General features: G+C 71.8%; 11 protein-coding genes. 2 read left to right on the forward strand and 9 right to left on the reverse strand.

Annotation, left to right across the window (positions count from 1 at the left end; translation table 11 throughout):
- Positions 1-16: 16 nt before the first annotated feature.
- The 4 genes from ACZ4WQ_RS05180 to ACZ4WQ_RS05195 form a co-directional block, all read right to left on the reverse strand.
- The gene (locus tag ACZ4WQ_RS05180) at positions 17-1,867 is read right to left on the reverse strand and encodes an LCP family protein (RefSeq protein WP_468022073.1); all 1,851 of its coding nucleotides are present in this window, start codon (positions 1,865-1,867) and stop codon (positions 17-19) included.
- 10 nt (positions 1,868-1,877) lie between these two features.
- Complete coding sequence (nadD, locus tag ACZ4WQ_RS05185; RefSeq protein WP_311722468.1) at positions 1,878-2,489, reverse strand: nicotinate-nucleotide adenylyltransferase; 612 nt, start codon at positions 2,487-2,489, stop codon at positions 1,878-1,880.
- A gap of 59 nt (positions 2,490-2,548) precedes the next feature.
- A complete protein-coding gene (locus tag ACZ4WQ_RS05190) occupies positions 2,549-2,710 on the reverse strand; it encodes a hypothetical protein (protein WP_311722467.1) in 162 nt (53 codons plus the stop codon).
- Positions 2,711-2,776: 66 nt separating this feature from the next.
- Positions 2,777-2,929: a hypothetical protein gene (locus ACZ4WQ_RS05195; protein WP_311722948.1), complete on the reverse strand. Its 153-nt coding sequence runs from the start codon at positions 2,927-2,929 to the stop codon at positions 2,777-2,779.
- Positions 2,930-3,039: 110 nt separating this feature from the next.
- Between ACZ4WQ_RS05195 and ACZ4WQ_RS05200 the strand changes: the two genes are divergently transcribed.
- Positions 3,040-4,230, forward strand: a complete 1,191-nt coding sequence (locus tag ACZ4WQ_RS05200) for a M48 family metallopeptidase (protein WP_361182668.1) — start codon at positions 3,040-3,042, stop codon at positions 4,228-4,230.
- Positions 4,231-4,366: 136 nt separating this feature from the next.
- Here ACZ4WQ_RS05200 and ACZ4WQ_RS05205 read toward each other — a convergent pair whose 3' ends face one another.
- The 5 genes from ACZ4WQ_RS05205 to proB all read right to left on the reverse strand — a co-directional run bounded on the left by ACZ4WQ_RS05205 (position 4,367) and on the right by proB (position 9,689).
- The gene (locus ACZ4WQ_RS05205) at positions 4,367-5,449 is read right to left on the reverse strand and encodes an SCO2583 family membrane protein (RefSeq protein ID WP_385341913.1); all 1,083 of its coding nucleotides are present in this window, start codon (positions 5,447-5,449) and stop codon (positions 4,367-4,369) included.
- Positions 5,450-5,567: 118 nt separating this feature from the next.
- Positions 5,568-6,218 carry an SCO2584 family spore wall biosynthesis protein gene (locus ACZ4WQ_RS05210; protein ID WP_311722463.1) on the reverse strand — a complete coding sequence of 217 codons (651 nt, stop codon included), beginning with the start codon at positions 6,216-6,218 and terminating at the stop codon, positions 5,568-5,570.
- A gap of 145 nt (positions 6,219-6,363) precedes the next feature.
- Positions 6,364-7,671: a glutamate-5-semialdehyde dehydrogenase gene (locus ACZ4WQ_RS05215; RefSeq protein ID WP_311722461.1), complete on the reverse strand. Its 1,308-nt coding sequence runs from the start codon at positions 7,669-7,671 to the stop codon at positions 6,364-6,366.
- 132 nt (positions 7,672-7,803) lie between these two features.
- On the reverse strand, positions 7,804-8,310 hold the full coding sequence (locus ACZ4WQ_RS05220) for a hypothetical protein (RefSeq protein WP_311722460.1): 507 nt from the start codon (positions 8,308-8,310) through the stop codon (positions 7,804-7,806).
- A 212-nt stretch (positions 8,311-8,522) separates the two neighbouring features.
- Positions 8,523-9,689: a glutamate 5-kinase gene (gene proB / locus ACZ4WQ_RS05225; protein ID WP_468022074.1), complete on the reverse strand. Its 1,167-nt coding sequence runs from the start codon at positions 9,687-9,689 to the stop codon at positions 8,523-8,525.
- Positions 9,690-10,124: 435 nt separating this feature from the next.
- Here proB and ACZ4WQ_RS05230 point away from each other — a divergent pair, with 435 nt between their 5' ends.
- A complete protein-coding gene (locus ACZ4WQ_RS05230) occupies positions 10,125-12,236 on the forward strand; it encodes a hypothetical protein (RefSeq protein ID WP_398369378.1) in 2,112 nt (703 codons plus the stop codon).
- Positions 12,237-12,313: the final 77 nt, after the last annotated feature.

Genomic DNA, 12,313 nt, shown 5'->3' on the forward strand with positions numbered 1-12,313 from the left:
GCCGCTCGGTACCCGGTCAGCGCTTCGGGGTGTAGTCCGGGCCGAGAAGCACGGTGATGTCCGCGTTCGAGGGGACCTTGCCCTTCTGTGCGGCGGAGGCGGACAGCCCGAGCGTCTTGGCGACCTCCTTGGCCTGGGCGGCCTGCTTCGCGTCGGCGTACAGCACCTGCGAGGCCGCCTGCGGCGTGCCGCCCTGCTCGGTGGCGCCGACGACCGTGAAGCCGCCGTTGACCAGGGCGACCTGCGCCTCGTTGGCCGCGCCCCGCGCGGAGCCCGCGTTCTTCACGACGACGCGCGGCGCCGCGTCCTTGTCGGTGTTCTTGACCGCGCCGCCGAGGATGTTCTTGACGACCTGGTCGGTGGACTGCTCGCTGAGCGACCCGTCCGGCTCGACGGGCAGCATGGTGGTGTCGTACGAGCCGCTCTTGGCCTGCTCCGCCAGCCGGGCCAGCGACGCGCCCAGCTCCTGCTCGCTCAGCGACGGGTCCGGGATCTGGGCCAGCGACTCCACGGTGCGGGTGGCGCCGGAGGCATCGCTGGAGATCTCCTTCAGCGCCGCCTGCATGACCTGCCCGAAGCGTGCGAGCTGCTTGGTCTGCGCCTCGCCCTGCCCGCGGTAGGTGGCGTACGCGACGGCGGCCTCACCGCCCAGCTCACGCTGCTTGCCGCGCTCGACCAGCGGGTCGTCGCCCTTCGCGGCGCCCGGGACGGTGGCGTCGGCGTCCAGGGTGATGCCGCCGACCAGCTCGACCAGGTTCTCCAGGTACGGGGTGTCCAGCCGCCAGGTGCCCTGGATACTCGAGCCCAGCAGCGTGCTCAGGGAGTCGCGGGTGGCGTCGGAGCCCTCGTCGACCACCGAGAGGCCGAGGGTGGTGGAGCCGCCGTCCTCGGTGGACAGGGCGAGCGCGTTGGGCAGCAGGACGGTGGCGCCCTTCTTGGTGGTCTCGTTGTCGACCAGCAGGGCGGTGGAGGTGCGCCCGCCCTTGGTCTCGCGCAGATTGACCACGATCACGGCGCGCTTCTGCGGGCCCCCGGCGGCCGCCGCGTCCTTCTCGCCGTCGGACATGCCCGGCAGCTTCCCCGCGTACCAGAGGTAGCCGACCCCGCCGACGACAGCGAGCACCATGACCACCACGAGCGCCACCAGGCGGTTGCGGCCCTTGCGCTTGCGCTCGTCGCGCCGCTCGGAGCGCGTCTCGGCGAACTTGAGCCAGTCGATGACGTCCTCGGAGTCGTCGTCCGGCTCCTCGACGAAGGAGAACTGCTCGGTGCGGTACGCCTCGTCACCGTCGGGCTGCCGGTCGGACTCCGGGTCGGGCCGCTCGTCCGGCCGCTTGCCGGCGGGGGCGTCGGCTCTGGAGGGCGCTTCCCCGGGGGGCGTTCCCCTGGCCGGCGGCTCCTCGCGCCTGCCGGGGCCGGGCTCCTTGTACGCGTCCTCTCGGTCCGCCGCCGGGTCGCGCTGCGGGGGGACGGCCGGGCGGCCGCCGGGAGCGTAGGACGTGTCGTAGGAGGAGGTGTCGTACGGGGAGTAGCCGTAGCCCTGCTGCTGGCCCTGCTGTTGGCCCTGCTGCTGTGGGTCGGGCTGGTGCGGGTACTGCTGCTGTCCGGCGTACAGGTCGTACTGGGGCTGCTGCGCCTGCCCGTACTGCGCCTGCTGCTGGGCGTACGGGTCGTACCCGTAACCCTGTTGGGGCTCCTGCGGTTGTTGGGGCTGTTGTGGTCGACCTTGTGCGTACGGGTCGTAGCCGTGCTGTGGCTCCTGCGGCTGGTAGATCGGCCGGCCATAGGCGTCGTAGCCGTAGATCTGCGGGTCCTGGGGATACGGATCCCGCTCGTACGGGTCGTACGGGTCGTGTCCGTCGTTCACCGGTGCCCCTTCAGCAGTCGTGCCGGTACAACTCACGCTTGTCGATGTAGCGCACCACGCCGTCCGGCACCAGGTACCAGACCGGCTCACCGTGGGCGACCCGGGCCCGGCAGTCCGAGGAGGAGATCGCCAGCGCCGGCACCTCCACCAGCGACACCCCGCCCTCCGGCAGCCCCGGATCGGCCAGTATGTGGCCGGGCCTGGTCACCCCGATGAAGTGCGCGAGTGAGAACAACTCCTCGGCGTCCCGCCAGGTGAGGATCTGGGCGAGCGCGTCCGCGCCGGTGATGAAGAACAGGTCCGCGTCACTGTTCAACGCGCGCAGATCGCGCAGCGTGTCCGTGGTGTACGTGGGGCCGCCCCGGTCGATGTCGATACGGCTGACCGAGAACTGCGGGTTCGACGCCGTCGCGATCACCGTCATCAGATAGCGGTCCTCGGCCGGGGACACCTTCTTGTGGCTCTTCTGCCACGGCTGCCCGGTCGGCACGAACACCACTTCGTCGAGGTGGAACTGCGAGGCGACCTCGCTGGCGGCGACCAGGTGACCATGGTGGATCGGGTCGAACGTCCCGCCCATCACCCCGAGCCGCCGCTTGACGTGCCCCTTCTGCTCTTCCATGCGAGCAGACCCTACTGGGCCCGGCCCGGCGCCGGGACCCATGGAGAGTGTGACCTCGGTCAGCGGTCCCGGTTGAAGCGCGTGGTGATCCACAGCAGCAGGAAAAGGATCACCAGGGCCCCGCCGCCGGTCATGTAGGGGCTGATGCTCGGATGGTTGTCGACGTGCTCGCCCTCGGAGGCGAGAGTCGTCAGGGCGTGCACGGCGCTGTAAGCGGTCATCGCAGGCAGAACCTATCCGGGTCGAGGCGGGCAAGTGCGTCCGCCACATCGTATGCGAGCCGGATCTCAGTCCTGCTTGTACCCACGCAACAGGAACCAGGCGAGCAGCACGGCGCCCACGATGCCCACCACGAGGACGATGCGCAGCAGCGCGCCCGGCCCGGTGTCCTCCTTGGAGACGGCGACGAGCACTTCGTTGAGACCAGTCATGTCAGTCATGTCAGGCATCCCTCCACGCTAACCCCCGCCCCGCGGGCGGCTCCGCCCGGCCTACGCTGGTGGGGGCATCGACCATGCAGTCAAGCCGAGCGGTTCGGCGAGGGGGCCAGATGAGCAACAGCGACATGTCCAACGGCGGGGGCGGCGGCTCGGAGCGGGTGCCGGGGCGTGACCGGCAGCGGTTCCCGGGCATCTCCTCACGCGCGTACGAGCACCCGGCGGACCGCTCCGCGCTGGTCGCGCTGCGCAAGCTGACCGGCTTCGACGTGGCCTTCAAGGCGCTGAGCGGGCTGCTGCCCGAGCGGAGCCTGCGGCTGCTGTATCTGTCCGATTCGGTGCGGGTGAGCGACCGGCAGTTCGCACATCTCCACGACATGCTCCGGGACGCCTGCTACATCCTGGACCTGGACAAGATCCCCGCGATGTATGTCACACAGGACCCGAAGCCGAACGCGATGTGCATCGGCATGGACGAGCCGATCATCGTGGTGACCACCGGCCTGGTCGAGCTGCTCGACGAGGAGGAGATGCGGGCGGTCGTGGGCCACGAGGTGGGCCATGCGCTGTCCGGGCACTCGGTCTACCGCACGATCCTGCTGTTCCTGACCAACCTGGCGATGAAGGTCGCCTGGATCCCGCTCGGCAATGTCGCGGTGATGGCGCTGGTGACGGCGTTGCGCGAGTGGTTCCGCAAGTCGGAGCTGTCCGCGGACCGCGCGGGGCTGCTGGTCGGGCAGGACCTGAAGGCGTCGATGCGCGGGCTGATGAAGCTCGCGGGCGGCCACCACCTGCACGAGATGAACGTGGACGCCTTCCTGGAGCAGGCCGAGGAGTACGAGGCCGGCGGCGATCTGCGGGACTCGGTGCTGAAGATCCTGAACATGCTGCCGCGCACCCACCCGTTCACCACCGTGCGCGCCGCCGAGCTGAAGAAGTGGGCCGCGACCCGCGACTACCAGCGGATCATGGACGGTCACTATCCGCGGCGCGACGAGGACAAGAACACCTCGATCAGCGACTCCTTCAAGGAGTCGGCGAACCACTACGCGGAGTCGGTGCGCGGCAGCAAGGACCCGCTGATGGCGTTTGTGCGGGATGTGGCGGGTGGCGCGGGCGACCTGGGCAGCAAGCTGCGCGAGAAGTTCACGGGTGGCGGCGCCCCGTCCGCCAAAGAGGCGCCCAAGGACCCCTCCCAGGGCCCGTCCCGGGATTCGGGCCGGGATTCGGGCCAGGACTCCGCCGAGGGCGGCCCTGGCGACGGCACCCCGCCCCAGGCCGGTCCCGAGCCGGATCGTCCGTAGCGGTCAGGAAGCCGACCCAGCGGCTGAGCCAAAGGGCGCGCCCCTGTCGAAAGGGGCGAGGAGGAGGGAGCGAGGCACGAGCGACCGTGCGACGAGCGCCGTCGACAGGGGACCCGAGCGCCCGGAGGCGAAGCCGCTACGAAGAAGGGTGCAGGTGCGGCATGGCTTGTGGAGAGAGCACGCCGCACAGGGACGCCGTGGGGCGGCCGGAGGTGTACGGGTCGGTGCCGGGCGGTGCGTCGCCCTTGGCGCTCTGCCCGGCCAGCAGCGGCCGCAGATACCCGGCGGCGTTCGCGGCGCACGCCTGCGGGCCCGCCAGCACCGAGCTCTGCGCCACCTCCAGGTGGTGGTCGCGCAGATCGTCGCGGTCGAAGCGGAAGCGCGTCTCGCGCCGCACGGTGAACAGCGAGGCGTGGTCGGTGCCGCCCTCGTGGGGCCGCCGCACGGCGTAGACGAAGGTGTGGTCGGCGGTGACCTCCAGGGTGGCGGCGTTCCGCTCGATGGCCGTGAGGGTGCCGTGGACGCGCACCACGGGCGCGGCCAGCGCCACCTCGGCCGGGTTGAAGCGGGTCAGCCAGCCGGTGGCCGCGTACCGGCCGTCGTCGACCGGGTGTTCGAAGCTGCGGTCGAACTGGTCGAGCTGGTCCGGGTCGAGCAGCAGCCGCACGGAGCGCGCCTCGCCGCCGGTGAGCACGGCCGGGTCGAGCGACGACTTGACGAGGTATTCCTTGGCCGTGGTGAGCGCGGTCATCACCTGGCTCTCGGAGAAGCTGTGGGTGCGCCGCACACCGGGCAGGGTGACGCCCTCGGCGCCGGTGGCGTACGTGGCGGCCGGGCTGTTCTCGAACAGGGCCGCGGGCTCCCCGCCGGGCACCTGGCCGCGCGGCGCGAGCGGCACCACGCTGCTGCGCATCGGCTCGACAGCCTGGGGCGGGGGGCTCTGGTAGGGGTGCCGCACGCCCATGTAGACGGCGGCCGCGAAGGCGAAGGCGATCAGCAGCACCAGAAGGACGGCCTGGCGCGAGGCGCCCGCCCGTGCCCAGGCGTGGCGGCTGCGCACCGCCCTGGCGTGCTCGCCCATGCGCTCCTGGGCCGAGAATTCCTGGAGCCGGGCAGCGCGGACGAACGACTCGTCGAAAACGACGGAGCGATACTCGTCGTCACCACCTCCCGGGACGCCCTCGGGGGTCCCCTCAGGAGGGTTTCCACGCCCGGTCATACCTCAAGAGTAGGTCGCGACAGCCCCCGGTAAACGCGGTGATACTCCACAACTTCGGTCACAGACCCGGCCGGGCGCTCCGGTCGCGCGCCCCGGCCCCGGCTCGTTCAGGGCCGGTTCACGGCGAGGGCGGCACCGCCGTGGCGGTGGCGACCGGCGCGTCCGAATCAGCGGACCCCGACGGCGCTGACGGCTCCGTCCGCCCCGACGGCACGTCGGCCGGGCGGTCGGCGGGCGTGGCGTCCACGCCGCTGCTGGCGGGCGGCGGGGCGGGGTTCTGGCGGTTGCCCGAGGCGCCGCGGTAGACGGCCGTGAAGGCCAGCGCGACCACCCCGATGCCCATCAGGACGGCCAGCAGCCAGGCCACCGGGCGGTGCCAGCGGGCATGGCCGCGGTAAGGGCGCCCGGCGCTGCCGTACCGCCCGTACGGGCCATAGGCGCCGTCGGCGTCCCGGTCGTGGCCGAATCCGTCGGCCGGGTCGCCGTCGTCGTCCTCATAGCCGAACTCGCCGTCGGGGCCGTAGCCGTCGTCGTAGAGCTCGTCCTCCGGGGAGACCCCGGCGGTGCGGCGGCGGGACGCCTCGGCGTCGGCGCGGGCCTGTGCGGCGGCCAGCATCCGCTCGATGGCGGTGGGTTCGTGGATCGCGGCGGATCGTACGAAGTCCTCGTCGAATACCACGGTGGCGAACTCGTCGTTCGCTTCCCCGTGGCTGCGGTCGTCGGGCTCCTCGCCGTCCGGGAACGGCTTGCCTCCCACGTCGTCCGGCACCCATTCAGAGTAGACCGGACGGGTCAATTTGGGCAGGGTGAAATGGTATTCGGGGGAACGGAGGGCTGAGGCGGGGCGCCGCAGCCATCACCCGACCGGAGTACCCGCTGACGGTCCGTGGCATCCCCCGTTCGGGGGACGCCACTCAGCGCGTGTGACCGTCTCCGGTGACGATGTACTTGGTCGAGGTCAGCTCGGGCAGGCCCATGGGGCCGCGCGCGTGCAGCTTCTGCGTGGAGATACCGATCTCGGCGCCGAAGCCGAACTGGCCGCCGTCCGTGAACCGGGTGGACGCGTTGACCGCGACCGTCGTCGAGTCCACCAGCTGGGTGAAGCGGCGGGCAGCCGCCTGGGAGGTGGTGACGATCGCCTCGGTGTGACCGGAGGACCACAGTCGGATATGGGCCACCGCGGCGTCCAGGGAGTCCACGACGGCCGCCGCGATGTCGTACGAGAGGTACTCGGTCTCCCAGTCGTCCATCACCGCCGGGACGACCGTGGCCTTGGACCCTTCCAACTGCTCTGCGGCGGCCAGCACCCGCTCGTCGGCGTGCACCGTCACCCCGGCCTCGGCCAGCGCGTCCAGCGCGCGCGGCAGAAACTCGGGCGCGATGTCCTGGTGCACCAGCAGCGTCTCGGCGGCGTTGCACACGCTGGGCCGCTGGGCCTTGGAGTTCACCAGGATCTCGACCGCCATGTCGAGGTCGGTCTGCGCGTCCACGTACACATGGCAGTTGCCGGTGCCGGTCTCGATGACCGGGACCGTGGACTCCTCGACGACGGTACGGATCAGCGACGCGCCGCCGCGCGGGATCAGCACGTCCACCAGGCCGCGGGCGCGCATCAGCTCGGTCACCGACTCCCGGCTCTCGCCCGGCACCAACTGCACCGCGTCCGCGGGCAGTCCGGCGCCGCCGACCGCGTCGCGCAACACCTTCACCAGCGCGGTGTTGGACTGGTACGCGGACGACGAGCCGCGCAGCAGCACGGCGTTGCCCGACTTCAGGCACAACGCGGCGGCGTCCACCGTGACGTTGGGCCGGGCCTCGTAGATGATTCCGACGACACCGAGCGGCACCCGCACCTGGCGCAGGTCGATCCCGTTGGGCAGGGTCGAGCCGCGCACCACCTCGCCGACCGGGTCGGGCAGCGCCACCACGTCCCGTACGTCCGAGGCGATGGCCCGCACCCGCTCGGGGGTGAGGGTCAGCCGGTCGACGATCGCCTCGCTGGTACCGGCCTCGCGCGCCCGCTCCACGTCGACCGCGTTGGCCTCGAGGATCTCCTTGGTCCGCACCTCGAGCGCGTCGGCCATCGCCAGCAGCGCGTCGTCCTTGGCCGCGCGCGGCAGCGGGGCGAGGTCGGCGGCGGCGGCCCGGGCCCGGTAGGCGGTCTGGAGGACCGGGGACTTCGGCCAGGGGTCGGTGAGGGGCGAGGTCGGTGCGCTGGTCATGCATGAAGCCTACTGAGCGTCCGACCCTGTGCCCTCCGCCGTCCCGCTTTTCGAGACGGAATTCTCACGACGGGAAAAGCCGCGCCATAGGGACGCGCTGTTGAGGAGCACGAGCCCTAGGGACGCCCCGGGTCAGTACGGGTGCACCCCCACCGGCGAGGCCGGCGGCGGGCCGTACCCCTCCGCGACGCGCTGGTGATAGGTGTCGCGGTCGATGACCTCGAGGCCGACGATCTCCCAGGGCGGCAGCTTGGCCGTGGACCGGTGCTCGCCCCACAGCCGCAGGGCCACCGCCGCCGCGTCGTGCAGGTCCCGGGCCTCTTCCCAGTAGCGGATCTCGGCGTGATCGTTGGCGTAGCGGCTGGTCAGCAGGAACGGATGGTCATGGGCCAGCCGCTCGAGCGCCTGCCGGACATCCCTCAGCGGCGCCTCGGCACCGGAGAGGCTGAGGGTGACATGCCACAGGCGGGTGGCCTCGACGGGCGCCTCCGCCGCGCCCACCGCCTCCGGCACCTCCCTCGCCCCGGCGCCACCGGTTCCGACGCCGGGACCGGTTCCGACACTCGTCGCGGTCCCGACACTGGTAAGGGTGCGCGCCGCCGCTTTTTTGGGCGGCGCCCCCGAGCGCCCTCGTCTCACCGGCGGCCTCCTGTTGCTCGCTGCCCCGCTCACGCCCCACGCGGAGCCGGTGTTGTGCTGCGGTTACCCGCGGTTCGGTGTACGGGCCCGCTGCCGGTGCGGCCCCGTGCAACAAAGTTGACCAGCCCACGGGAGGCCGCGGGGCGGTTTTCCGGAAGCTCTCCGTTGAATGAACGGACTTGTCGGATTTTCTCTCCCCTGAGTGACGTCCGTCACCTGTGCAACACGACCAGGTCGTCCCGGTGTACGACCTCGCGCTCGTACGCCGGGCCCAGCTCCCGGGCCAGCTCGCGGGTCGACCGCCCGATCAGCCGGGGAATCTCCTTGGCGTCGAAGTTGACCAGCCCGCGGGCGACGGCCCGCCCCTCGGTGTCGCGCAGCTCCACCGGGTCCCCCGCGGTGAACTCGCCCTCCACCGCCGCGATACCGGCCGGCAGCAGCGAGGTACGGCGCTCCACCACGGCCCGCACCGCCCCGTCGTCCAGGGTGAGCGCCCCGCGCGGGGCGGAGGCGTGGGCCAGCCACAGCAGCCGGTCGGCGGAGCGGCGGCCGGTGCGGTGGAAGAACGTGCCGGTGGGGCGGCCCAGCAGGGCGTCACCGGCCCGGCTGGCGGAGGTGAGCACCACCGGGACACCGGCCGCGGCCGCGATCCGGGCCGCCTCGACCTTGGTCACCATGCCGCCGGTGCCCACCCCGGAGCGGCCCGCGCTCCCGATGGAGATGCCGTCCAGGTCCTTGGGTCCGGTGACCTCGGCGATCCGGGAGGTACCGGGGGTCCGGGGGTCGCCGTCGTACAGGCCGTCCACATCGGAGAGCAGCACCAGCAGATCGGCCCGCACCAGATGGGCGACCAGGGCCGCGAGCCGGTCGTTGTCGCCGAAGCGGATCTCGTCCGTGGCCACCGTGTCGTTCTCGTTGACGATCGGCACGGCCCCCATGGCCAGCAGCTGGTCCAGCGTGCGGGTGGCGTTGCGGTAGTGGGCGCGGCGGCTGGTGTCGTCGGTGGTGAGGAGCACCTGGCCGACCCGGCGGCCGTAGCGCGCGAAGGAGGCGGTGTAGCGGGCCACCAGCAGGCCCTGGCCGACGCTGGCGGCGGCCTGCTGGCGGGCGAGGTCGCGCGGGCGCCGCTCGAGCCCCAGCGGCGCCAGGCCCGCGGCGATGGCACCGGAGGAGACCAGGACTATCTCCTTGCCGTCCGCGTCGCCGGGGCCGCCCGGGCCGTCCGCGAATTTGGCGAGGACGTCGACCAGCGCGTCGACCCGGTCGGCATCCAGGCCCCCCGCCGCGGTGGTGAGGGAGGACGAGCCGACCTTGACCACGATCCTGCGGGCCGCGGTCACCTCGCCCCGTACCTCCGCGGACCCGTCCTGCTCGCTCACACCGCTCCCCTGCTCGTCTGCTCGTCCCCTGGTGTTCTGCCCGTCCACGCCGTGACGAGCGCACTCCTACACACTCATCATGACAAGCCGGCAATGTACGTCAGCCACGGCATCGCACGCCCGCGCATTTCAGCCCCTGGACGCCACCGGGACTCGCCCCTGGACGCCCCCACGGACGCCTCTGGACCGACGGGCCACACCCTGGACGCAGCCGGGGGCCCTTCGGCCGCCCGAGAGTCGCCCACAGGCCGCCTGCCGGACTCCTGAAGGCCTCCCCGGCGTCGCCCTCCGGTCGCCCGGAGCGCCTCGGGCCGATCCTTTGGACCCGTTTCGAGGCGGTTGGCGCGGGCGCGGATTGTCACCGGGCCTGGCGGCGGCATACGGTCAGGGGTCCCCCCATACATTTCCCTCGTTCTCCTGCCAGGAGCTCAACCCGTGCCCTCTGCCGGAACCGCCCCCCGCCGGGCCGTACAGCTGGCGGCGCTACTCGCGATGCTGGTGTTCTTCACCACACAGCTCGTCGGCGCCGTGCTCCCGAACGTGCCCCTCCTCATCGCCGCCTCGGCGGGTGGCCTCGCGCTCGATCTCTATCTGCAGCACAAGCAACCGGGACTGCTGTCGCTGCTGAGCAAGGTCCGCCTCGACGTCACGGTGCGCCAGCTGTTCAGAGACATGCTCATCATGGTCGGACTGCTGCGCATAGAGGGCATCGACCCGCTGCACGAGCAGGCGCCGCTCACGGTCGGGCTGCTGCTGTTCTATGTGACGCACTTCGCATGCCAGGCCGTGGCCATACTGGTCCGCCGCACCCGCCAGCTGCCGTTCGTCACCCGCAACATCGACGCGTCGGCGCTGGGACTCAGCGACGCCCCGCCACGGCTGTTCGCCCGCCAGCACGGCCGTCGGCTGGTGCGCCTGTCGGTGCCGGTCACCGTCGGCCTGCTGATCACCGCGGGCACCGAGAACGCCGTGTGGGGCGCGATCGGCGTGGCCGTCGGCCTGCTGATCGCGATCGCCGGCACCGTCCACCTGGGCACCTGGCTGCTGCCGCGCAAGCGCGTGGCCGGTGAGGCCAAGGCGCTGGCGTGGCTGGACACTTGGCTGGCGGAGTACCAGCCGACCGTGGGCATGTACTTCTCCGGCGGCACCACCTCCGCGTACCAGGCGAACATGTGGCTCTCCACGCTCGCCGCGCTCGACGGCAAGCCGATCATCGTGCTCCGTGAGCGCTTCATGGTGCAGAAGATCGAGGCGACGGACGTGCCGATCGTGTGTCTGCCGAAGGTCGCGCACCTGATGCGGCTGGAGCACTCGACGCTCAAGGTGCTGCTGCACCCGGCGAACTCCGGCAAGACCTCGCAGGTGTTGCGCATCCCGTCGATCAAGCACGCCTTCATCAACCACGGCGAGAGCGACAAGCTCTCCAGCTGCAACCCGTACGCCAAGGCGTATGACGAGGTGTGGGTCGCGGGTCCGGCGGCGCGCGAGCGCTACCAGCTCGCCGACATCGGCGTCGAGGACAAGGACGTCGTCGAGGTCGGCCGCCCGCAGCTGGCGCCGATCCGCCCCTACGCGGCCACGCCCACCGGCGCGCTCGGCGGCGCGGGCGAGGAGCACTTCACCACCGTGCTGTACGCGCCGACCTGGGAGGGCTGGGACGGCAACCCGGGCAACACCTCGGTCATCCTGGCCGGCGAGAACATCGTCCGCGAGCTGCTCGCCGACCCCAAGGTGCGCCTCCTCTACAAGCCGCACCCGATGACCGGCTCGGTCGAGCCGCGCGCGGGCCGCGCCAACGAGCGCATCCAGGCGATGATCGTCGAGGCCAACGCCAAGCGGAGCGGCGCCCGGCCCGGCCCGGAGGCCGCCGCCGAACTGGCCCGCCGCACCGATGAGCTCAACCGCCTCACCAGCGCCTCCTTCCGTCCCAGCGCGGACGAAATCGAGCGGATGAACCTCCAGGGCTCCCCGGACAAGGACCGCGCCGCGGTCGTCGCCGCGGCCACCGCGGCCTGGGAGAACGCCTATTGGGCCTCGATGCCGGTGTGGGAGCACCAGATCATCACCGGCCCCCGGCCCGCCATCTTCCCCTGCTTCAACCAGTCGGACCTGCTGATCAGCGATGTCTCGAGCGTGGTCTCGGACTACCTGACCAGCGAGAAGCCGTACGCGGTGGCGAACACCAGCGGGCTCACCGAGGCCGAGTTCAAGTCGGGCTTCCCGACGGTGCGCGCCGCGACCATCCTCGCCCCGGACGCGAAGGGCGTGGCCGAGCTCCTGAAGTCGGTCCGCGACCCCGAGAAGGACACCCACGTGGCCGCCCGCGCCGAGCTGAAGGTGCATCTGCTGGGCCCGTCCGACCCGCCATCGCTGGTGCGCTTCGACCAGGCCGCCCAGGACCTGTGCGCCGAGGCCGACGCCCGCCGCGCCCGGATGGCCACCCGCCTGGCGGACGAGATCCCCGCGCAGCGCGAGGCCAGGGACGCCGCGGAAGAGGCGGAGCCGGAGTCGGGCTCGCCCGAGGCGGAGGAGGCGGCGGCGGTCTGACGCCGCACACGCCCCACACAGCCTCAAGAGCACGGCGAGGGCCCCGGGAGAAAGCTCCCGGGGCCCTCGCCGTGCTC

It is taken from the genome of Streptomyces sp. NPDC028305, from assembly GCF_055569495.1.